Source organism: Salipiger sp. PrR002 (genome assembly GCF_010500775.1).
Classification (GTDB): Bacteria; Pseudomonadota; Alphaproteobacteria; order Rhodobacterales; family Rhodobacteraceae; genus Salipiger.
The window spans coordinates 51,343-72,492 of record NZ_JAAGOU010000009.1 but is presented as its reverse complement, the minus strand read 5'-3'; the positions used below and the strand labels follow the sequence as shown (position 1 = coordinate 72,492).

The 21,150-nt window shown below is 64.9% G+C and carries 17 protein-coding genes; 5 read left to right on the top strand and 12 right to left on the bottom strand.

Features of this window, described 5'->3' with window-relative positions; genetic code table 11:
* Positions 1 to 11: 11 nt before the first annotated feature.
* A complete protein-coding gene (locus tag G0A00_RS11510) occupies positions 12 to 1,367 on the top strand; it encodes a cytochrome c (protein ID WP_164180444.1) in 1,356 nt (451 codons plus the stop codon).
* Positions 1,368 to 1,547: 180 nt separating this feature from the next.
* Here the strand turns inward: G0A00_RS11510 and G0A00_RS11505 are convergent, their stop codons facing one another.
* From G0A00_RS11505 to glpD, 9 genes are all read right to left on the bottom strand, one after another.
* Positions 1,548 to 3,818, bottom strand: a complete 2,271-nt coding sequence (locus G0A00_RS11505; protein ID WP_164180447.1) for a FepA family TonB-dependent siderophore receptor — start codon at positions 3,816 to 3,818, stop codon at positions 1,548 to 1,550.
* A gap of 198 nt (positions 3,819 to 4,016) precedes the next feature.
* Positions 4,017 to 5,546 carry a glycerol kinase GlpK gene (glpK, locus tag G0A00_RS11500; protein ID WP_164180448.1) on the bottom strand — a complete coding sequence of 510 codons (1,530 nt, stop codon included), beginning with the start codon at positions 5,544 to 5,546 and terminating at the stop codon, positions 4,017 to 4,019.
* 367 nt (positions 5,547 to 5,913) lie between these two features.
* Positions 5,914 to 7,617: an ABC transporter substrate-binding protein gene (locus tag G0A00_RS11495; protein ID WP_203595348.1), complete on the bottom strand. Its 1,704-nt coding sequence runs from the start codon at positions 7,615 to 7,617 to the stop codon at positions 5,914 to 5,916.
* A gap of 70 nt (positions 7,618 to 7,687) precedes the next feature.
* Complete coding sequence (locus G0A00_RS11490) at positions 7,688 to 7,960, bottom strand: DUF2160 domain-containing protein (protein ID WP_164180450.1); 273 nt, start codon at positions 7,958 to 7,960, stop codon at positions 7,688 to 7,690.
* 12 nt (positions 7,961 to 7,972) lie between these two features.
* A complete protein-coding gene (locus G0A00_RS11485) occupies positions 7,973 to 8,824 on the bottom strand; it encodes a carbohydrate ABC transporter permease (protein WP_066110055.1) in 852 nt (283 codons plus the stop codon).
* 219 nt (positions 8,825 to 9,043) lie between these two features.
* Complete coding sequence (locus G0A00_RS11480) at positions 9,044 to 9,913, bottom strand: carbohydrate ABC transporter permease (protein WP_164180452.1); 870 nt, start codon at positions 9,911 to 9,913, stop codon at positions 9,044 to 9,046.
* The gene (locus tag G0A00_RS11475) at positions 9,913 to 10,995 is read right to left on the bottom strand and encodes an ABC transporter ATP-binding protein (protein ID WP_164180454.1); all 1,083 of its coding nucleotides are present in this window, start codon (positions 10,993 to 10,995) and stop codon (positions 9,913 to 9,915) included. The genes G0A00_RS11480 and G0A00_RS11475 overlap by 1 nt, the downstream gene beginning before the upstream one ends.
* A 12-nt stretch (positions 10,996 to 11,007) precedes the next feature.
* A complete protein-coding gene (locus G0A00_RS11470) occupies positions 11,008 to 12,096 on the bottom strand; it encodes an ABC transporter ATP-binding protein (RefSeq protein WP_164180456.1) in 1,089 nt (362 codons plus the stop codon).
* Between the two features lie 36 nt (positions 12,097 to 12,132).
* On the bottom strand, positions 12,133 to 13,728 hold the full coding sequence (gene glpD / locus G0A00_RS11465) for a glycerol-3-phosphate dehydrogenase (RefSeq protein WP_164180458.1): 1,596 nt from the start codon (positions 13,726 to 13,728) through the stop codon (positions 12,133 to 12,135).
* A 235-nt stretch (positions 13,729 to 13,963) separates the two neighbouring features.
* On the opposite strand from glpD, the gene G0A00_RS11460 reads away from it, so the two are divergent.
* The gene (locus G0A00_RS11460) at positions 13,964 to 14,725 is read left to right on the top strand and encodes a DeoR/GlpR family DNA-binding transcription regulator (protein ID WP_164180460.1); all 762 of its coding nucleotides are present in this window, start codon (positions 13,964 to 13,966) and stop codon (positions 14,723 to 14,725) included.
* Between the two features lie 12 nt (positions 14,726 to 14,737).
* Here G0A00_RS11460 and G0A00_RS11455 read toward each other — a convergent pair whose 3' ends face one another.
* From G0A00_RS11455 to G0A00_RS11445, 3 genes are read right to left on the bottom strand one after another with little or no spacing between them, the layout of a single operon-like run.
* Complete coding sequence (locus G0A00_RS11455) at positions 14,738 to 15,823, bottom strand: ABC transporter substrate-binding protein (RefSeq protein WP_368667693.1); 1,086 nt, start codon at positions 15,821 to 15,823, stop codon at positions 14,738 to 14,740.
* Positions 15,820 to 17,232 carry a sensor histidine kinase gene (locus tag G0A00_RS11450; RefSeq protein WP_164180462.1) on the bottom strand — a complete coding sequence of 471 codons (1,413 nt, stop codon included), beginning with the start codon at positions 17,230 to 17,232 and terminating at the stop codon, positions 15,820 to 15,822. The genes G0A00_RS11455 and G0A00_RS11450 overlap by 4 nt, the downstream gene beginning before the upstream one ends.
* On the bottom strand, positions 17,225 to 17,896 hold the full coding sequence (locus tag G0A00_RS11445; protein WP_164180464.1) for a response regulator transcription factor: 672 nt from the start codon (positions 17,894 to 17,896) through the stop codon (positions 17,225 to 17,227). Before G0A00_RS11445 ends, G0A00_RS11450 begins: the two co-directional genes overlap by 8 nt.
* A gap of 192 nt (positions 17,897 to 18,088) precedes the next feature.
* On the opposite strand from G0A00_RS11445, the gene G0A00_RS11440 reads away from it, so the two are divergent.
* The 3 genes from G0A00_RS11440 (at position 18,089) to G0A00_RS11430 (ending at position 21,150) form a co-directional block, all read left to right on the top strand.
* On the top strand, positions 18,089 to 19,078 hold the full coding sequence (locus G0A00_RS11440) for a tripartite tricarboxylate transporter substrate binding protein (RefSeq protein WP_164180466.1): 990 nt from the start codon (positions 18,089 to 18,091) through the stop codon (positions 19,076 to 19,078).
* A gap of 89 nt (positions 19,079 to 19,167) precedes the next feature.
* The gene (locus G0A00_RS11435; RefSeq protein WP_164180468.1) at positions 19,168 to 19,599 is read left to right on the top strand and encodes a tripartite tricarboxylate transporter TctB family protein; all 432 of its coding nucleotides are present in this window, start codon (positions 19,168 to 19,170) and stop codon (positions 19,597 to 19,599) included.
* Between the two features lie 12 nt (positions 19,600 to 19,611).
* Positions 19,612 to 21,150, top strand: a complete 1,539-nt coding sequence (locus G0A00_RS11430) for a tripartite tricarboxylate transporter permease (RefSeq protein ID WP_164180469.1) — start codon at positions 19,612 to 19,614, stop codon at positions 21,148 to 21,150.

Below are 21,150 nucleotides of genomic sequence, written 5' to 3'. Positions count from 1 at the left end.
GGAGAACGTAAATGAAGACCTTTCTCCGCATTATCGGCGGCCTCGTGGTTCTGGGCATCGTTTGCCTGCTCGCCTTCATCTTCGTGCCCGTGCAGCGTAGCGCACCGGCTGAGGAACTGGCTGCCAACTGGGAGCCCGAACCCGGTCAGGGCGAATATGTGATGCATGCCTCGGACTGTGTGGCCTGCCACACCGCCGAGGGTGGCGAGCCGCTTGCCGGTGGCCGCGCCATCGCCTCGCCCATGGGCACCATCTGGTCCACCAACATCACCCCCGACGCCGAGACCGGCATCGGCGAGTGGTCCTATGACGACTTCCGCGCGGCCATGGTCGACGGCATCGCCAAGGGCGGCACCCATCTTTATCCGGCGATGCCCTACGAGAACTATCGCCTGATGAAGGAAGAGGACATTCGTGCCCTCTATGACTACCTCATGGCAGAGGTCGAGCCGGTGTCGAACGAGGTGCAGGAAACGCAGCTGAAGTTCCCCTTCAACCTGCGCTTTGGCATCCGCGCGTGGAACTGGCTGGCGCTGACCCATGACGCCGGGTTCAACCCGGTGGGCGCGTCCGAACTGCAGGACCGTGGCCAGTATCTCGTCGAAGGCCCCGGCCACTGCGCCGCGTGCCACAGCCCCCGTACGCCCTTCATGTCGCAGGACGGTGTGACGGCGGATGAGGACAGCTTCCTCACCGGCGGCGTCATCGACGGCTGGAACGCGCCGGCGCTGCGCGGCGAAGGCTCTGCTCCGCAGGCGTGGAGCGTGGGCGAACTGGCGGACTACCTTGCCACCGGCCGCAACGCGCATTCCGCCGCCAACGGCGAGATGGGCCTCGTGGTCGAACACTCGCTGCAGTATCTGACCGATGAGGACAACCTCGCCATGGCCGCCTTCCTCAAGGGGATGGATGGTGCAAAGGTCGAGACCCCCGAGACCGTCGCTGATGCGGGCCCGATCGTGACCCCGGATCCCGAAGCGGATGATGCGGGCCGCGAGACTGCAGAGATGCTGATCTCGGCGGATCCCGAAATGCCGCTGGGCGCACGTCTCTACACCGACAACTGCATCGGCTGCCACTTTGCCACCGGCAAGGGCGCTCCGGGCATCTTCCCGGAACTGCAGGACAACCATCTGGTGACGGGCTCGGAAACCAAGCCGCTGATCTCGGTGATCCTGAACGGTGCCGAGGTGCCGGGCACGGCCAAGCGTCCGATGACGCTGCGCATGCAGGGCTATGCCGACCGTATGTCGGATGACGAAGTGGCCGAGCTGGCGACATGGCTGCGCAAAGCCTGGGGCAACGACGCCGGTGCGGTAAGCGCAAGCGACGTGGCCGCAGTACGCGGCGCTGACGCGACGCACTGATCGCAGTCATCTTCAACGCATCAGGCGGGCCGGATTTCCGGCCCGCCTTTTTTGTGTCCCGCGCATGGGGGACGAGGGGGGGGTGACGGCCCGCCTATGCAAAGCGCCGACACCAGAGCGCCAACAAAAAGCGCCGCCCGGACGGACCGGACGGCGCTCTATCTTGGGAACTGAGCAAGCTCAGAAGGTCTTGGTCAGACCGAAGTAATAAGCCCGCCCCGGCTCGTTGTAGGTGTTGGCCCCGTCGCCCGAGCGCAGGATTTCGGTGTCGCAGAGGTTGGTCACCCCGGCCTTCAGGTTAAAGCCGTTGTCGAACTGATAGGTCACGCCGAGATTGACCAGCGTGTAGGGATCGCGGTCCTCGCTGTCATCCTCTTCATAGCCCGTGGTGGCGCTGTAGCTCGTGGCCTCGATCTTGCCGTAGTGGGTCAGCGAGGGCGTCACCGTCATGCGCTCGTTCGCTTGCCAGTCCAAGGCGGCGTTGATCGTGTACTCGGGCACCAGCGACAGCGGCACTTCGACCGAACCACCACCCTCAAGCTCGAGCTGCTGGACCGACTCGATCATATAGGTGCCGTTGACGCGAAGGTTGAAGTCCTCGCCGATCGGGGTGGCAAAGCTGCCCTCCAGACCCTGCACGCGCGACTGGGGAATGTTCTCCCACTGGTACAGGCGCCCATCCCGCCACGCGCCGCGCTGATAGACCGATGCCGTGCCGACCTGTTCGGTGCCCGACTGGATCTTGTCGCGGTAGTCGTTGTGGAAGTAGGTCAGCGTGGCGTTCATCCCGTTCATGCCGGTGTACTGAATGCCGATTTCCTTGTTGATCGAGGTCTCGGGCTTCAGGTCCGGGTTCGACAGCACATAGCACGGCCCGTTGCGGTAATAGGGATAGGGGCAGCCATTGCCCGAGGTCACATAGACGTAGTTGTCGGCCAACTGGTAGAGCGTCGGCGATTTGAACGCTTTGGCCACACCGCCCTTGATCGTCCAAGCGGAGTTGATCGCATAGGACGCGTTGAGCCCGCCCGACCAGTTGTAGCCAAAGGTGTCGGCGTAATCGAGGCGAACCGAGGGGGTCAGCGTCAGCTTGTCGGTCCACTCGATGTTGTCTTCGAGATAGAGGCCAAGCGTCGCCTGTTCGGTGAGCTCGTCGCCGCTGGCCGGATCGAAGTCGTCGGATTCAACCGTGGCAAACGAGTTGTAGCCGCTGAGGTCCAGCGTCTCATAGCGCGCCTCGGCCCCCAGCGTCAGCGCCGACGGGCGGCCCAGCGTGCTGTGGTTGAGATAGCTCTCGTGCTTTGCCGTCAGGGCGTTCAGGGTCACGATGTCCCAGTCGCTCTGCGAGTTGATCGCGCCTTCGCCACCGCCTGCGCCGCCTTCGGTCAGGCGCTCGTTGATCGTGCGCTCGAACTGCAGATAGCTCATCGTCTCACCCCAGCCGTAGCTGCCGTTGTGGGTGACGCCGAAGGTGTAACGCTCCATGGAGTTGGTCTCGGAGCCATCCTCGGCCAGTTCGTTCACATCCTCGCGCGAGTCGTTGCCGATGCCATTGCCGAGCAGCGTGTCGCCCGCATAGATATTGCCCTGACGCGACCAGCCCAGATCGACGTCGAAACGGTTGATATCGCTGGGCTCCCAGCTGAGGCGCAGCGAGGCGTCCTTGTTGATCACGCCCTCGTTGCCGGAGTCGGAATAGCAGCTTTCCTCGCCGGTCTCCTCATCCGTCTCACATTCGGCTTCGGCCTCGTTGATGTCGGTCTCGTCGCCATCGGTCTTGCTGTAGCTGGTCGAAAAGCGCAGGCCGAGCGTGTCGGTCAGACGCTTTGCCCAGAGCAGGTTGTAGCGCTGGGTCATGCCCTCGCTGCTGCTTTCGGGCACATCGAAGAAGGTGCTGAGCTGCAGCAGATCTTCGTCGGGTTGCTTGGTGATGATGTTCACCACGCCGCCTGCCGCGCCCGAGCCGTAGCGGGCCGCCGCCGGGCCACGGATCACCTCGATGCTTTCGACCATTTCGGCGGGCACCCAGTTGGTGTCGCCGCGGGTGTCGCGCTCGCCCGAGCGGCCCTGCTTGACCGAGGTGCGCGACAGCACCGGCTTGCCGTCGATCAGGATCAGCACGTTCTCGGGGCCCATGCCGCGGATGTCGACCTGCCGCTGGTTGCCGCGCTGGCCCGACGGCGAGGTGCCGCTGAGGTTGACGCCGGGCATTTTACGGATGATCTCGGCCACATCGTTGACGACCGGCTGCTTTTGCAGGTCGTCCTCGGTGATGGTCGAGGTGCCCAAGGCCTGTTTGATCTGTTCCTCGGCGGTCAGAACGATGGTCCCAAGCTCGAAGCTCGCGTCGTCGCCGAGGATGAAGTCCTGTGCCAGTGCCGGGGTCAGCGGGACGGCGGACAGAAGAAAGACGGCTGTGCCAGAGGCCAGCCGCGCACGTGCGGATGCCATAAGCGATCCTCTCTAGGCGTTTGATGTTACTCGGATGTCTGGGAGTCGCTGGCAAAAGCTGGCCATCGTCTCGAACCACTTTCCCATAGGTAACTCAATCGTGGCGCTCGCACGGCGTCGCGGGATGTTACAATTACGCAACATGAAGCCGCCCCAGAGAATGCCTCCGGGGCGGGAAGGTAAAACTGCTCGGTGGGGTTATTCGGCGGGTGCCGTTCCCTCGCCCGGTGCGCCGAAATCCATGGTCGCCGCAACCGCGCGCCGCCATGCGGCGTATTTGCGCTCGCGCAGCGCCGCCTCCATCTGCGGCTCGAACCGCGCCTCGCGCGCCCATGCCTCTGCAAAGGCTTCCATCCCCGGCATGAGACCCGCCTTCTGCCCGGCCAGCCACGCCGCGCCCATGGCCGTGGTCTCAAGCACCGTTGGCCGTTCGACCGGCGCGTCGAGGATATCCGACAGATACTGCATGCCCCAGTCCGACGCGCTAAGCCCGCCGTCGACGCGCAGCGCCGCCATCTCCACGTCGCCATGCGCCGCGCTCCAGTCGGCCTTCATCGCTTCGATCAGATCGCGGGTCTGATACCCGACGCTTTCCAGCGCAGCGCGGGCGAACTCGGCGGGGCCGGAGTTGCGGGTGAGCCCATAGATCGCGCCCCGGCAGTCGGCATTCCAATAAGGCGCACCAAGGCCGGTGAAGGCGGGCACCAGCACAAGCTCTTGCGCCGGGTCTGCCGCCTCGGCCAAGGGCTGGCTTTCGGCGGCATGGCGGATCACTTGCAGCCCGTCGCGCAGCCATTGGATCACCGCGCCAGCCACGAAGATCGAGCCTTCGAGGGCGTAGGTGGTCTTGCCGCCGATGCGATAGGCGATGGTGGTCAGCAGCCGGTTTTGCGAGACCACAGGCGTGTCGCCGGTGTTGAGCAAGGCAAAACAGCCGGTGCCATAGGTGGATTTGACCATGCCGGGCTGGAAGCACGCCTGCCCGATCGTCGCCGCCTGCTGATCGCCCGCGATACCGAGGATCGGGATCGGGCGCCCGAAGAGATCGGCGCGGCACTCGCCGAAGTTTGCGTCGCAATCGCGCACTTCGGGCAGCATCTTGGTGGGAATGTTCAGCCGCTTGCAGATCGCCTCGGACCAGCGGCCCTCGCGGATGTTGTAGAGCATGGTGCGGGCGGCGTTGGTGGCGTCGGTGGCATGCACCGCGCCGCCGGTCAGTTTCCACACCAGCCAGCTGTCGACCGTACCGAAAAGCAGCTCGCCCTTCTCGGCCCGTTCGCGCGCGCCTTCCACCCGGTCGAGAATCCACGCCAGTTTGGTCGCCGAGAAATAGGGGTCGAGCAGCAGGCCGGTCTTTTCGGTGACCGTTTCTTCAAAACCCTCTTCGCGCAGTTTGCGGCACATCTCGGAGGTGCGGCGGTCCTGCCAGACGATGGCGTTGTGGATCGGCTTGCCGGTGTCCTTTTCCCACACCAGCGTGGTCTCGCGCTGGTTGGTGATGCCGATGGCCGCGATGTCATCCGCGCCGACGCCCGCTTTCTCGACCACCGCGCGGCAGGTGGCGGCGGTGGTGGACCACAGATCGAGCGGATCATGTTCGACCCAGCCGCTTTGCGGGAAATGCTGCGGAAACTCCTCCTGCGCCGAGGCGGTGACCTGCAGCTTGTCGTCAAAGAGGATCGCGCGGGTCGAGGTGGTGCCTTGGTCGATGGCGAGGATGAGGGTCATGGGGTCTGCTGGCCTTTTGTCTGCGTCTGTCCGTGACTTCGTTGGTGAGTGCTGGGTGCGTCCTGAGCGGGGCGGGCGCCGGCCCGTGGGGTGGCGCATCGTCTTCTGGGGTCTTCCTTTTATCCCGGCCAGGTCCGGACGACACCCGAGCGCCGAGCACCGGTGCAAAAGCGCCAGCCCGCTGGGACGGGCAGGCGCTCGCCCGGCGGCCTTCGGCCTTGATCCCGGGCGGGTCCGCGGCGTCGATGCACGAGCATGTCCTCCAAATCAGTCTCTTACCCAACTCGTATCGGCGATGGGGCCGCGGCGCCATGGCGAAGACGAGAAGAAGGGGGCGGGCATAGGCCCCGCCCCCTTCACATCTAGGTCACTGCCACGAGGCGACGAGTTCGTCGTAGGACACCGTCTTGGGCTCCTCACGCTCGTTCTCGATCTTCGGCTTCGGCGAGCCTTCCATCGAGAGCCACTCTTCGGCGTCTTTCTCCTCGTTCATCACCGGGCCCAGATCTCCCTGAATACCGGCGCGCTCGAGGCGCTCCATCACCTTCTCCATGTCAGAGCAGAGGCTGTCGAGCGCGTCTTGCGCCGATTTCGCACCGGACATGGCGTCGCCGATGTTCTGCCACCACAGCTGCGCCAGCTTGGGATAGTCCGGCACGTTGGTGCCCGTGGGCGACCAGCGCACACGGTCCGGCGAGCGGTAGAACTCGACGAGGCCGCCCAGCTTCGGCGCGCGCTCGGTGAAGCTCTCGTCCTGGATCGAGCTTTCGCGGATGAAGGTCAGGCCAACGTGGCTCTTCTTCACATCCACGGTCTTGGAGGTGACGAACTGCGCATAGAGCCATGCGGCCTTGGCGCGGTCTTCGGGGGTGGATTTCATCAGCGTCCACGAGCCCACGTCCTGATAGCCGACCTTCATGCCGTCTTCCCAGTAGACGCCATGCGGCGACGGGGCGAGACGCCACTTGGGCGTGCCATCCTCGTTCATCACCGGCAGGCCGGGCTCGACCAGCGACGCGACGAAGGTGGTGTACATGAACATCTGCTGCGCGATGTTGCCCTGCGCCGGAACCGGCCCTGCCTCGGAGAAGGTCATGCCCATGGCCGAGGGCGGCGAGTATTTGTTGAGCCACTCGATCGCCTTGTCGACGGCATAGACCGCCGCCGGGCTGTTGGCCGCGCCGCCGCGCGACATGCAGGCGCCCACGGGCTGCGAGTTCTCGTTCACCCGGATGCCCCACTCGTCGACCGGCAGGCCGTTCGGTTCGCCCTTGTCGCCCATGCCGGCCATCGACATCCACGCGTCGGTGTAGCGCCAGCCAAGCGAGGGGTCCTTCTTGCCGTAGTCCATCGAGCCGAAGATGTCCTGCCCGTCGATGTTCCGGCCGGTGAAGAACTCGGCGATGTCCTCATAGGCCGACCAGTTGACCGGCACACCCAGCTCGTAGCCATATTTCTCTTTGAACTCGGCCATGATCTCGGGATCGGTGAACCAGTCGTAACGGAACCAATAGAGGTTGGCGAACTGCTGGTCGGGCAGCTGGTAGAGCTTGCCGTCGGGCGCGGTGGTGAACTGGGTGCCGATGAAATCCTCGAGATCGAGCGTCGGGCTGGTCACCTCGGCACCCTCGTTCTCCATCCAGTCTGTGAGGTTGCGCACCTGCTGATAGCGCCAATGGGTGCCGATCAGATCGCTGTCGTTGACATAGGCGTCATAGATGTTCTCGCCCGACTGCATCTGCGTCTGCAGCTTCTCGACCACGTCGCCCTCGCCGATGAGGTCATGGGTGATCTTGATGCCGGTGATCTTCTCGAAGGCCGGGGCAAGCACCTGGCTTTCGTATTCATGCGTGGTGATCGTCTCCGAGACCACCTTGATCTCCATGCCCTGGAACGGCTGGGCCGCGTCGACGAACCACTGCATTTCGGCTTCCTGATCCTCACGCGAGATCGCCGACAGATCGCCGATCTCCGCATCGAGGAAGGCTGTGGCCGCCTCCATGTCGGCAAAGGCCGGCCCGCTCAGCAGGCCAAGCGCCAGCGCCATGGCTGTCGTTGTTTTCAGGTTCATGGTTTCCTCCCTTATTGAACCATTTTCGTATGCGGTGGCGGTCCGGGCCTCCTCTGCCCGGGCCGGGGTCTCAGACCCAGCGAAAGACCGCCGCCGCGTAGATCAGGCAGACGACAAGCGCCGCCGGCTGCGCCTGGCCGACAAGGCCGAGCCAGGCGAGATTGATGAAGGCCGAGCCGAGCAGCGTGATGAAGAGCCGATCCCCGCGCGTGGTCTCTATACCCAGAACGCCGTGCCGCGGCGTCTCGGGGAAGCGGATCGCCAGCACGGTGAAGATCACCAGCAGCGCCGCGATGGTCAGAAAGAAGGCCGCGGTGGGCCATGTCCATGCCATCCAGTCCATTGCGCTCTCCTCTCAGACGCGGCCCAGGGCAAAGCCCTTGGCGATGTAGTTGCGGACGAACCAAATCACCAGCGCGCCCGGAATGATGGTGAGCACCCCCGCCGCCGCCAGCACGCCCCAGTCGAGCCCCGAGGCCGAGACGGTGCGGGTCATGGTTGCGGCGATTGGTTTCGCGTCCACCGTGGTCAGCGTGCGCGAAAGCAGCAGCTCGACCCAGGAGAACATGAAGCAGAAGAAGGCGGCGACGCCGATGCCCGACGAGATCAGCGGCATGAAGATCTTCACGAAGAAGGCGCCAAAGCTGTAGCCGTCGATATAGGCGGTCTCGTCGATCTCCTTGGGCACGCCGCGCATGAAGCCTTCGAGGATCCAGACCGCCAGCGGCACGTTGAACAGGCAATGCGCCAGCGCCACGGCGATATGCGTGTCGAAGAGGCCAATCGAGCTGTAGAGTTGGAAGAACGGCAGCGCAAAGACCGCGGGCGGCGCCATCCGGTTGGTGAGCAGCCAGAAGAACAGGTGCTTGTCGCCGATGAAGTGATAGCGCGAGAAGGCATAGGCCGCCGGGAGCGCCACGGTGAGCGAGATCACCGTATTCATCACCACATAGATCAGCGAGTTGATGTAGCCGGTGTACCAGCTCGGATCGGTGAGGATCGTGGCGTAATTGGCGAAGGTCAGATCGCGCGGCCAGAGCGTGAAGTCGCCGAGGATCTCGGTATTGGTCTTCAGGCTCATGTTCAGCAGCCAGTAGATCGGCAGCAACAGGAACAGCAGATAGAGCGCCATGACGATGGTGCTGCCCTTCACGCGCGGCAGGCTGCGCGCGCGGCTGGCGGCGGGGGTGAGAGTTGCGTCGCTCATGCGGGGCTCCTTGCTGCGCCCGGAGCAGAGGCCGAAGGCCGCCGGGCGAGCGCCTGCCCGTCCCGGCGGGCTGGCGCTTTGTCATTGTTGCGCGCGAGGTCGAGGTCATCCGGATTTGGCCGGGATAAAGCGCCAACCTCGAACGTGGAGGCGCCATCCCACGGGCAGGCGCTCGCCCGGCTTGCACCCTGTGGCCTGTCTCGAAAGGTCATGCTCATCTCACATCCCCTTTTTGTCGAGGTTGGTCATCACGGTGTAGAAGACCCATGAAATCAGCAGGATCACGAGGAAATACATGATCGAGAAGGCCGCCGCGGGACCAAGGTCGAACTGCCCCAGCGCCATCTTCACCAGATCGATCGACAGCAGCGTGGTGGCATTGCCCGGACCGCCACCGGTGACCACGAAGGGCTCGGTATAGATCATGAAACTGTCCATGAAGCGCAGCAGGATGGCGATCATCAGCACCCCCGCCATCTTCGGAAGCTCGATGTAGCGGAACACCTTCCAGCGGCTGGCCTGATCGATCTTCGCCGCCTGATAGTAGGCGTCGGGGATGGATTTGAGACCGGCATAGGCCAGCAGCGCCACCAGCGAGGTCCAGTGCCAGACATCCATCACCACGATGGTGATCCATGCCGCGACCGGGCTTTGCGTGTAGTTGTAATCGATGCCAAGGCTTTCCAGCGTCCGGCCCAGAAGGCCGATATCGACGCGGCCAAAGACCTGCCAGATGGTGCCGACCACGTTCCAAGGGATCAGCAGCGGCAACGACATGAGCACGAGGCAGAAGGACGCCCAGAAGCCGGACTTCGGCATGTTGAGCGCGACGAAGATGCCCAGAGGCACCTCGATGGCGAGGATGATGCCCGAGAACATCAGCTGCCGCCCAAGCGCATTCCACATGCGTTCGGAATGCAGCATCTCTTCGAACCATTCGAGCCCGGCCCAGAAGAACTGGTTGTTGCCGAAGGTGTCCTGCACCGAATAGTTCACCACCGTCATCAGCGGGATCACCGCCGAGAAGGCGACCAGCAGCAGCACCGGAAGCACCAGCAGCCACGCCTTGTTGTTGAAGGTCTTGGTCATCAGGCCGCCTCCCCCTGCGGTGCCACGCGCCAGTCGTCGCGGTAGACGTTGACATGCGCGGGGTCAAAGCTGACCCGGTTCATGTCGGGGCTGACGCGCTCGTCCTCGCCGGCGATGATGTTGATGTCATGGCCGAAAAACTCGGCGCGGATGATCTTGTGGCGGCCCGCATCCTCGACCCGGCGCACCTTGACCGGCAGCCCCTCTGTCTGGCTGAGCCGCGCGAACTCGGGGCGGACGCCGATCTCGACCTTGCCGTCCATCGCGCGATAGCCCGCGCCGAGGTCGAAATCCGAGCCGTTGATATAGGCGCGGCTGCCCTCGACCTTGGCCGGGATGACGTTCATCCCCGGCGAGCCGATGAAATAGCCCACGAAGGTGTGCTCGGGCCGCTCGAAGAGTTCCTCGGGCGTGCCGATCTGCACCACGCGCCCGTCGTACATCACCACCACCTTGTCGGCGAAGGTCAGCGCCTCGGTCTGGTCGTGGGTGACATAGATCATCGTGTGGCCGAAATCGCGGTGCAGCTTCTTGAGCTGGGTGCGCAATTCCCACTTCATATGCGGGTCGATCACCGTCAGCGGCTCGTCGAAGAGCAGCGCGTTGACGTCCTTGCGCACCATGCCGCGCCCGAGGCTGATCTTCTGCTTGGCGTCGGCGGTGAGCCCGCTGCACTTGCGGCGCAGCTGGTCCTCCATGCCGATCATCCGGGCGATCTCCTGCACGCGCTCGGCGACATAGCTCTCATCGCGGCCACGGTTGCGCAGCGGGAAGGCGAGATTGTCGCGCACGGTCATCGTGTCGTAGACGACGGGGAACTGGAACACCTGCGCGATGTTGCGCTCTGCGGTGGGGGCGTGGGTCATGTCCTGACCGTCGAACAGCACCCTGCCCTGCGACGGCGTCAGCAGGCCCGAGATGATGTTGAGCAGCGTGGACTTGCCGCAGCCCGAGGATCCGAGCAGCGCATAAGCGCCGCCGTCGTCCCAATCGTGGGTCATTTCCTTCAGCGCAAAATCCGCCTCCGAGCCGGGGTGCGGCAGGTAGCTGTGCGCGAGGTTGTCGAGCGTGATTTTTGCCATTCTCGCCCCTCCTCAGGCAGCCAGCGCATAGGCGGCGGGGGCGACAAGCTCGCCCTCTTCGCCAAAGACGTAAACGTGGCGCGGGTCGAGCCAGACATCGAGCGGCGCTCCGAGGTCCAGATCGTGCACGCCGTGCACCAGCCCCACCCAGCGCGCGCCATGATGGTCGAGATGCACGAAGGTCTCGGATCCGGTCAGCTCGGTCACCTGTAGCGTGGTGGTAAAGCGCAGGGCGTCGGGCGTGTGCTGCAGGATCTCCAGATGGTTGGGACGGAACCCGGCGGTGTAGCGCCCGTCGGGCAGCTCGGAAAGCTTGCCGGCGGCGGGTGCGCTCTGGCCATCGCCGAACATCAGCCGATCGCCGGTCTTGGAGATCTGCAGGAAGTTCATCGGCGGGTCGCTGAACACGCGTGCCGTGGTGGCATCGGCAGGCTGGCGGTAGACCTCGGGGGTCGGGCCGAACTGGGTGACGCGCCCCTCCCACAGCGTGGCGGTATTGCCGCCGAGCAGCAGCGCCTCTTCGGGTTCGGTGGTCGCGTAGACGAAGATCGAGCCGGAAGCCTCGAAAATCTTTGGGATTTCCACCCTCAGCTCTTCGCGCAGTTTGTAATCGAGGTTGGCCAGCGGCTCGTCGAGCAGCACCAGACCCGCGTTCTTCACCAGCGCCCGCGCCAGCGCGCATCGCTGCTGCTGCCCGCCCGAAAGCTCCAACGGCTTGCGCGTCAGCATCGGCGTCAGCTTCATCAGTTCGGCGCTTTCGCGCACGCGCCGGTCGATCTCGGCCTTGCCCACGCCCATCAGCTTCATCGGCGAGGCGATGTTGTCGTAGACGGTCATCGACGGGTAGTTGATGAACTGCTGGTAGACCATCGCCACCTTGCGGTCCTGAACCCGCATCCCGGTGACGTCCTTGCCTTCCCAGTAGATGCGCCCGGTGGTCGGCGCATCCAGCCCCGCCATCAACCGCATCAGCGTCGTCTTGCCCGAGAGCGTCGGGCCAAGCAGCACGTTCATCGTGCCGTTCTCGAGCGTCAGATCCGTCGGGGCAATATGCACCTGCCCCTCGACGTTCTTTGAAACGCCCTTCAATTCCAGCGACATAAGGTCCTCCTCCCCGCGCCGTATGTCTCCGCCGTGCTATTCGGCGGCGTCGGCCCTTTCGCGGCGGGATGTCATCCAGCCGTCCAGTGCCGAGATCTCCTCCTCGCTCAGGCGCAGCCCGAGCTTGGTGCGTCGCCACACCACATCTTCGGCCGTGCGGGCAAACTCATGCCGCATCAGCCAGATCACTTCCGCCTCTGTGAGCGTCGCGCCGAAATCCCTCCCAAGATCCTCCGCGCCTTTTGCCTTTCCCAGCAGTTTCTCCGCCTCGGTGCCATAGGCGCGCACGAGACGCAGCGCCCAAGTGTCACTGAGGAATGGATATTTGCCGCGCAATCCTTGCACCAGCGCCGCGACGCCGTCGACCGGGAAATCACCCCCTGCGAGCGGAACGCCAGCGGTCCATGCGCCCTTGCTTAGCGAGATATGCTCGCCGATCTTTTCCAGCGCGCTTTCGGCCAGACGGCGGTAGGTGGTGATCTTGCCGCCGAAGACATTGAGCACCGGCGCGCCGTCCTTGGCGTCGACCTTCAGCGTATAGTCGCGGGTCGCCGCCGTGGCGCTCGAGGCGCCGTCGTCATAGAGCGGGCGCACGCCGGAATAGGTCCAGACCACATCGTCCTTCGAGATCGACTTGGCGAAATAGCGGTTGGCGAAATCGATCAGGTAGTCGCGCTCTTCCGGCGTGCAGACCGGGCGCTGCGCCGGATCCTTGTGCTCGGAGTCGGTGGTGCCGATCAGGGTGAAATCGCGCTCATAGGGGATGGCGAAGATGATCCGCCCGTCGGTGCCCTGAAAGAAGTAGCACTTGTCATGATCATAGAGCTTGCGCGTGACGATATGGCTGCCGCGCACCAGCCGCACGCCTTCGCGCGACGGCAGGTCGATCTTGTCATGAATGATGTCGCCGACCCACGGCCCGCCCGCATTGATCAGCATCTTGGCGTAATGCGTGGCGGTCTTGCCGGTCTCGGTGTCTTCGGTCTCGACCCGCCACAGATCGCCCTCGCGCTGCGCGTGGGTGACCTTGGTGCGGGTCATGATCTTAGCACCGCGCGCCTCGGCGTCGCGGGCATTGAGCGCTACCAGACGGGAATCCTCGACCCAGCAATCGGAATACTCATAGGCGCGCTCGAACCGCTCTTGCAGCGGCGCGCCCTCTTTCGTGCCCTTGAGCGACAGCGTGGAGGTGCCCGGCAGGATCTTTCGCCCGCCGAGATTGTCGTACATGAACAGACCCATGCGGATCAGCCACGCCGGGCGCCGCCCCTTCATCCAAGGCATGACCTTGCTCAGCATCTTCGAGATCGGCGTCTCGCTCTCGAAGCGCATGTCGGGGTGGTAGGGCAGCACGAAGCGCATCGGCCAGCTGATGTGGGGCATGGCGCGCAGCAGTACCTCGCGCTCGATCAGCGCCTCGCGGACAAGCCGCACCTCGAGGTATTCAAGATAGCGCAGGCCGCCGTGGAACAGCTTGGTCGACGAGGACGAGGTGGCAGAGGCCAGATCGCCCATTTCCGCCAGCACCACAGAGGCGCCCCGCCCCGCAGCATCGCGCGCGATGCCGCAGCCGTTGATGCCGCCGCCGATCACGAAGAGATCGCTGGGGGATGTGCTTTGGCCGTCGGTCACGAGAGTCTCCTGCTGGTTGGCGGCAGGCTAAACCCGGAGCGCGCATTGACGCAAGTCAAATGTTTTCGTTTTCGTTCGGATTGCGCGCCCCTCGAAATTTTCCCGCAAGACACCATGTTTTCATGGAAGTTTTTCTTCCACGTTTGCATGTGCAGCATAATTTGTGCTGGAAAACCTCTGCGTTTGCGCGTTTCTATGGGTCCAATCCGCGCAAAGCGAAAGAAACCGAACACGCATGTCCCAATCCTTCCGCCACCCCGAGATTCTCGAGATCGCCCGCCGCGACGGCAAGGTCACCGTCGAGGGGCTGGCGCAGCATTTCGGCGTGACGCTGCAGACCATTCGCCGCGACCTTACCGAGCTGGCCGACGCCGGGCGGCTCGAGCGGGTGCATGGCGGCGCGGTGCTGCCGTCGGGCACGATGAACATCGGCTACGAGGAACGGCGCCATCTCAATATGGACGCCAAGACCGGCATCGCCCGCGCCTGCGCCGAGCGCATCCCGCATGGCATCTCGCTGTTTCTCAACATCGGCACCAGCACCGAGGCGGTGGCGCGCGAGCTTTTGCACCACAAGGGGCTGATGGTGGTCACCAACAATATGAACGTCGCCACGATCCTCGCCGCCAATCCCGATTGCGACGTGCTGCTCACCGGCGGTAGCCTGCGCCGCACCGATGGCGGGCTCATCGGTACGCTGGCGACCGAGAGCATCCGGCAGTTCAAGTTCGATCTTGCGGTGATTGGCTGCTCGGCGCTGGATCTGGAGGGCGACATCCTCGATTTCGACATTCAGGAGGTCGGCGTGAGCCGCGCCATCCTGCGCCAGTCGCGGCGGACCTTCCTTGTTGCGGATCACTCGAAGTTCAAGCGCAGCGCCCCGGCGCGGATCGCCTCGCTGTCCGAGATCGACATGTTCGTCACCGACAGGCCGCTTGAGCCGAGCTTGGCCGAGGCCTGCGCCGGATGGGGCTGCGAGGCGGTGGTGGCGCGCTGATCGTCCCGCCCTTCAGGGGCCAAATCCCGGCCCCTCGGTGTCGGGCGCAAAGGCTTCGCCCCACAGCGAAAACAGCCGTGCCCGTGTGCTGCCGTCCAGCGCCAGCAGCAGCGGCGGTGCCAGCGCGATCAGACGCCGCGCGCTGGGAAGCAGGCTGGTCTCATCCGGGTCGCTCGGGGTGACCAGCCCAAGCTCCGAGAGCATCGCCTGCGCTTCGGCGGTCAGCAGAAACTCGAGCAGCCGCTCGCCGCCTTCCACATGCGGGGCATTCTTGGGGATCATGTAACTGCGCGAGACGATGAGAGTGTAATCCTCGGGCAGGATCACCCCCACTCTGCCCCCTTCTCCGTCGCGCGCGGCAGCGGCGGCATAGGACCCCAGCACATTGTAAGCGATGAGATACCGCTCCTTGGCCACGCCGTCGATGATTGCCGCCGAACAACAGGTGGCGATTGCGCCGACGCGAGAGAAGGCTTCGAGCATCGCGCCGAACGTGGTCGCCTCGAGGCTGTCGGCATGGGCAAAGAGATACCCAAGCCCCGAGGCCTCGATGTCATAGGTGGCGATCTTGCCGCGCAGCAGGTCGGGCCGGTTGCGCATCAGGTCGAGCAATTCGAAGCGGCTGCGCGGCACGTCTGATCCGCGAATGGCGCCGGTGTTGTAGATGATCACCGCGGGCTCTTCGGTGATGCCCCAAAGCTCGTCGCGCCAGCGGCGCGAGGCGGGCAGCGCATCCGTGCGCGGCGACTGGTAGCGATGCGCGCAGGCGGCGTTGACCAGCCATGTCATCTGATGGGCGCCCGAGGAAAACACTGCGTCTGCCGAAGGGGCCGCCCCTTCGCAGGCCGCGCGGCTGTTTTCGAAAAGATTGTTCGAGCCCCATTGCTCATAGCGCACCGACAGATCCGGATTTCGCGCGGTAAAGCGCTCGATCACCGGGCGGATGATCGACAGATCGGTGGTCGAGCGCAGGACTAGCTCGGTGGGTGCGCTGCCGATGACGTCGATCCGCTCCTGCGCCGCGGCGGCCAGTGGCACCACAAGGGTCCCCACAAGCGCGATGAGCGCCAGAGAGAGGCGAAACAGCAGAGCGATCACGGGTCCTCCTCCTCGCTGGGCGGCTCTGCCGGGAGCAGCAGAGAGATGCGAAAGCCGTTCTCGGGATGCTCGAGCGCAATCCGCCCGCCAAAGGCCGCGGCCACAGCGCTGACGATCGCCAGCCCCAGCCCGGCGCTGTCCTCGCGGGAACTGCTGCTGCGCTCGAAACGCTGGCCAAGCCGGGCGGCGACCTCGGGGGTTGGCCCGGCGCCGCTGTCCTGCACCCAAAGCGCGGCCTCGGTCCCGCGCAGCTCGGCGCCGACGGCGATGGGCGGGGTGCCGTGCTTGAGCGCATTGGCCAGAAGATTCTTGGCCGCCTCTCCCACCGAAAACGCATCGGCACGCACCATCACCGGCTCTTCGCCGATCTCCAGCCGCAGGTCCGCGCCCGGTGCGAGCAGCGCGTGGTCGGAACGCTCCATCAGGTCCAGCGCCACCTCACGCAGATCGAGCGGCGTGCGCGGCGCGCTTTCGGTGCGGTGAATGACCAGCGCGCGGGACAGAAGCTGATCGAGCAATGCCCCCAGCGACCGCGTGCGGGTCAGCAGCCGCGCCAGTGCCCGCTGCCGCGCGGCTTCGTCCTCCAGATCCTGAATCGATTCGGCCTGCACCCGAATCGCCGCCACCGGCGTGCGAAGCTGATGCGCCGCGTCCGAGATCAGGTTGCGCATCCCCTCCATCTGCCGGTCGAGCCGTCCCATGAAGCGGTTCATCGACTCCAGCATCACCGTCAGTTCGCGCGGCAGCCGGTCGGTGGGCACCGGGGTCAGATCATAGGGATCGCGCTGCAGCAGATCCTCGGACAGCGCCTCCAGCGGTCGCATGGCCGAGCGGGTCACCACCCAAGACATCACCAAAAGCGCCATTCCAGCCAATAGCATAGGCAGCAAAGCGTCGAGCGTCAGATCGAGCGCCATCGCCTGCCGCGCGCGCAGGGTCTGGCCCACGGTGACAGAGATGCCGCCGGAAAAATCGCGCTCGGCAAAGCGCCGGGTGAGACGGACGAAACGCGCCTCCTCGCCATTCAGCCGGGCATCGAAGAACTCGGGTGCCCCACCTCCGCTGCGCCGTCCCTGCGGCGCAATCAGCGTCTCGTCGAGCCCGGTGATCAGTTCTTCGCCGGGGCCGCGCACCGAGTAGTGGATCCGGTCCTCGGGCGCCTGCGCCAGCAGTTCAAACGCCGAGACCGGGAGATCGACCAACGGCGCGCCGCCCTGAATGCGGATCGAGGCGGCGATGTCCTGCGCCGCGCCCAGCAGGATCCGGTCGTAGGATTGCCGCGCCGCCAGCCGCCCGTTGTAAAGCGTCGAGGCCGCCACCAGCAGGCCGCCGACCAACAGAATCAGCACCACCGCCCCCAGCACGCGCGCCGACAGGCTGGACGGCAGCCGCGCCGCGCCCTCAGCCATCGAGGCCGATCCGGTAGCCCACGCCGCGCTGCGTGACGATGCCGACACCGCTGCCCGCGAGCTTTTTGCGCAGACGGGCGATGTAAAGCTCGATCGCATTCACCCCGACGTCAGCGTCGCCGAAACCGTAGAGGGAATCGTAAAGGCGCGTTTTTCCCAGATAATTTCCCTGATGCCGCAGCAGAACCCCGAGCAGCGCGGCCTCACGTCCGGTCAGATCGAGCCGCTTGCCATCCAGCGTGGCGCTCTGCCCCGCCGGGGAGAAGGCCAGCGGGCCAAGCACGATCTCGGACCCCTTCTGGTCCGCTTCGCGCCGAACCAAGGCGCGCAGCCGCGCCTCAAGCTCGCGCTGGTCGAAAGGTTTGCCAAGATAGTCGTCCGCGCCAAGGTCGAGAGCGCTCACCCGGTCGTCCACCGAGACCAGCGCGGTCAGCATCAGCACCGGCGTGCGGTCGCCCGCGGCCCGCATGTCGCGCAACAGCCGCAGCCCCGATCCGTCGGGCAAATTGATGTCGAGCACCATCGCGTCATAGCTCTGCACGGCGCGGAAATCTTCAGCCGCTTCAAGGCAATCGGCCACGTCGCAAACGATACCGGACTGCGCCAGACGCGTACTGACCCCCTCGGCAAGATCGCTGGCATCCTCGACCATAAGGACACGCATGGCACTGGTACTCCTCTTCGCTGACGAAGCCTTTGTGTGCGCTAACAGGTCTCTGACAGGTTCGCGACAGCTTCGTGGCTTAGAGACACGTCTTAACCCGCAACCGGGGAGGCTGCAAAGCGCAGTCGGGTTCTGCGGGGAACTGACGGGGTCGCGTTCGGTACGCGCGGCGTCGACCATGAGGAGGATACCATGTTTATCAATGCAACCCGCGGCCTCATTGCCGCTACCGTTCTGGGTGTTTCCGCCCTTGCCGCTCAGGCGCAGGACTATACTCCCGAGAACCCCGAGTGCATCGCACCGGCAAACCCCGGCGGCGGCTGGGACTTCACCTGCCGTCAGGTCGGCAAGACCATGCAGGATCTCGGGCTGATCTCGAAGACCATGCAGGTGGTCAACCTTGCAGGCGGCGGCGGCGGCGTGGCCTTCGCCGAAGTGGTCAACAAGCGCAGCGACGACAACGATCTGATCGTTGCGGCCAGCTCGGCCACCGCGACCCGTCTGGCGCAGGGTGCTTACCCGGGCAACACCACCGATCAGGTGCGCTGGCTGGCGTCGATCGGCGCGGATTACGGCGTGCTTGCGGTGTCCGCTGACAGCGACATCGAAACGCTTCCGCAGCTGCTCGACATGATCAAAGAAGACCCGCGGTCGGTCTCTGTGGCGGGCGGCTCGGCCGTTGGCGGCTGGGACCACCTGAAGGTGCTGATCGCCGCGTCCGCCTATGGCATCGAAGACGTGCGCAAGGTGAAATACGTGGCCTTCGACGGCGGCGGCGAAGCGGTGACCCAGCTGCTCGCAGGCTCGGTGCAGGCCTTCACCGGTGACGCATCCGAAGCCAAAGGCTTTGTCGACTCCGGCGACATCAAGGTCATCGCCGTGCTTGCGCCCGAGCGTCTGGAAGGCGACTTCGCCGATTTCCCGACCGCCAAGGAGCAGGGCGTCGATGCCATCGGTGCCAACTGGCGCGGCTTCTACGCCCCCGAAGGCATGAGCGACGAAGCCTACAACGCGTGGTCGTCCAAGATCGGTGAGCTCTACGCCTCCGACGAGTGGAAATCGATCATGTCGGCAAACGGCCTCGCCCCGCTCGACCTGCAGGGCGAAGAGTTCGAGAAGTTCGTCTCGGACAGCGTGAGCGAGATCCAGAACATCTCGCGCGAGATCGGCATCATTAAGTGACCTGATCCCACGCTCGGCGCGGCGGGCCCTTTCCTCCCAGAGGGCCCGCCGCTTCTTACTATCCTTTCACCCAAACCAAGGGGGATCCCATGAGTGACCGCATCTTCGGCCTCTTCGGCCTGGCGCTCGCCATCTTCTTTGCCTGGGCGGCGCTGCAGATCGAGGAAAGCTTCCTCTCTGACGAAGTCGGCCCCAAGGCCTTCCCGCTGATCATCGCGACCATCCTCGGCATCTCGTCGATCTTCATCGCGCTGAAACCCGATGCCGAGCCGCAGTGGCCCGCGCTGCCCCGCCTCGTCGAGATCCTCGCCGCCATCGTGGTGATGATCCTCTACGCCGAGTTCCTGCCGATCGCAGGGTTCGTCATCGCCACCGCCGTTGCCGCCGCCTATCTGACGTGGCGCCTTGGCAGCGCGCCGCTGCAGTCGCTGCTGATCGGCGTGCTGACCTCTGTCGGCATCTACGTTGTCTTCCATCTGGCGCTGGGGCTGTCGCTCGCCCGCGGCCCGCTGGGCTTCTGAGGAGGGGCTGAAATGGACGTTTTCGCAAGTCTCGGCGACGGTTTTGCCGTTGCCTTCACCCTGCAGAACCTCGGCCTTGCGCTGCTGGGCTGCTTTCTGGGCACCATCATGGGCGCGCTGCCGGGCCTCGGCCCGTCGAACGGCGTGGCCATCCTGATCCCGCTCGCCTTCACCCTCGGCCTTGGCCCGACGCCGTCGCTGATCCTGCTGACCTCGGTTTATTACGGCGCCATGTACGGCGGGCGGATCAGTTCGATCCTGCTTGGCATTCCCGGTGACGAACCGGCGATGATGACCGTGCTCGACGGCCACCCGATGGCCAAGAAGGGTATGGCCGGCGAGGCGCTCTCGCTGTCGGGCATCGCTTCCTTCGTCGGCGCGTTCCTTGCCACTTGGGGCCTGATTTTCCTTGCGCCGCAGCTGGTGAAGATCGCGCTGCTGTTCGGACCGGCGGAATATTTCGCCCTCTTCGCGCTGGCCTTCGCCACGCTTGGCGGCGTGTCGTCGAACAATCAGGCGAAATCGGCCTTCGCCGCCATGCTGGGCCTTGGCCTTGCGATGATCGGCGTCGACACCCAGACCGGCGTGCCGCGCTTCACCTTCGGCGAAGTGCACCTCTATGACGGTCTCGATTTCCTCGTGGCCATCGTCGGTCTGTTCGCCCTGTCGGAAGTCTTCATCTTCCTCGAGCACCGCCACGGCAGCGCCGATGCGTCCTCGACCCAACTGAAGCTGGGCCGCCTCACCCCGCCGATGTCGATGATCAAGCAATGCACCCCCACCATGCTGCGCACCTCGGTGCTGGGCTTCATCGCGGGCGTTCTGCCCGGCGCGGGGGCTTCGCTGGGCTCGTTCATCTCCTACTCGATGGAAAAGCGGCTGGTCGACAAGGAAGGCACTTTCGGCACCGGGGATCCGCGCGGCGTCGCCGCCCCCGAGGCGGGCAACAACGCCGCCGCCGGTGGCGCGCTGGTGCCGATGCTGGCGCTGGGTGTGCCGGGCTCGGGCACCACGGCGGTTCTGCTGGCGGTGCTGCTGTCGCTCAACATCACCCCCGGCCCGCTGCTGTTTGCTCAGAACCCCGATGTGGTCTGGGGCCTGATCGCCGCGCTCTTCATCGCCAACATCATGCTGCTGGCCCTGAACATCCCGATGGTGGGCATCTTCACCCGCGTACTGATGGTGCCGCCGCGCATCCTGATGCCGATCGTCGCCATGGTCAGCTTTGTCGGCATCTACGGCATCTCGGGCTCGAGCTTCGATCTGCTGATCATGATCGGCTTTGGCGTGATGGGCTGGGTGCTGCGCAAGCTCGACGTGCCGCTGGTGCCGATCATCCTCGGGACGCTGCTTGGCAACACGATGGAGAACAACCTGCGCCGCGCGATCACCATCGACAACGGCGATTGGTTCACCCTGATCGACAGCCCGCTGTCGATCGCACTCTGGGCCATCGCGATCCTCGGCTTCATCATGCCGCTGATCGTGGGCCGCGTGGTGCGCGCCAAGATGCACCGCCGCCGGGACGAGGAAGGCGTGCTGAGCGACTGA

Bases quoted from the DNA above. Each gene is read 5' to 3' on its own strand.
- G0A00_RS11510 (WP_164180444.1), top strand. From the start codon at position 12: ATGAAGACCTTTCTCCGCATTATCGGCGGCCTCGTGGTTCTGGGCATC.
- G0A00_RS11505 (WP_164180447.1), bottom strand. From the start codon at position 3,818: ATGGCATCCGCACGTGCGCGGCTGGCCTCTGGCACAGCCGTCTTTCTT.
- glpK (WP_164180448.1), bottom strand. From the start codon at position 5,546: ATGACCCTCATCCTCGCCATCGACCAAGGCACCACCTCGACCCGCGCG.
- G0A00_RS11495 (WP_203595348.1), bottom strand. From the start codon at position 7,617: ATGAACCTGAAAACAACGACAGCCATGGCGCTGGCGCTTGGCCTGCTG.
- G0A00_RS11490 (WP_164180450.1), bottom strand. From the start codon at position 7,960: ATGGACTGGATGGCATGGACATGGCCCACCGCGGCCTTCTTTCTGACC.
- G0A00_RS11485 (WP_066110055.1), bottom strand. From the start codon at position 8,824: ATGAGCGACGCAACTCTCACCCCCGCCGCCAGCCGCGCGCGCAGCCTG.
- G0A00_RS11480 (WP_164180452.1), bottom strand. From the start codon at position 9,913: ATGACCAAGACCTTCAACAACAAGGCGTGGCTGCTGGTGCTTCCGGTG.
- G0A00_RS11475 (WP_164180454.1), bottom strand. From the start codon at position 10,995: ATGGCAAAAATCACGCTCGACAACCTCGCGCACAGCTACCTGCCGCAC.
- G0A00_RS11470 (WP_164180456.1), bottom strand. From the start codon at position 12,096: ATGTCGCTGGAATTGAAGGGCGTTTCAAAGAACGTCGAGGGGCAGGTG.
- G0A00_RS11460 (WP_164180460.1), top strand. From the start codon at position 13,964: ATGTCCCAATCCTTCCGCCACCCCGAGATTCTCGAGATCGCCCGCCGC.
- G0A00_RS11450 (WP_164180462.1), bottom strand. From the start codon at position 17,232: ATGGCTGAGGGCGCGGCGCGGCTGCCGTCCAGCCTGTCGGCGCGCGTG.
- G0A00_RS11445 (WP_164180464.1), bottom strand. From the start codon at position 17,896: ATGCGTGTCCTTATGGTCGAGGATGCCAGCGATCTTGCCGAGGGGGTC.
- G0A00_RS11440 (WP_164180466.1), top strand. From the start codon at position 18,089: ATGTTTATCAATGCAACCCGCGGCCTCATTGCCGCTACCGTTCTGGGT.
- G0A00_RS11435 (WP_164180468.1), top strand. From the start codon at position 19,168: ATGAGTGACCGCATCTTCGGCCTCTTCGGCCTGGCGCTCGCCATCTTC.
- G0A00_RS11430 (WP_164180469.1), top strand. From the start codon at position 19,612: ATGGACGTTTTCGCAAGTCTCGGCGACGGTTTTGCCGTTGCCTTCACC.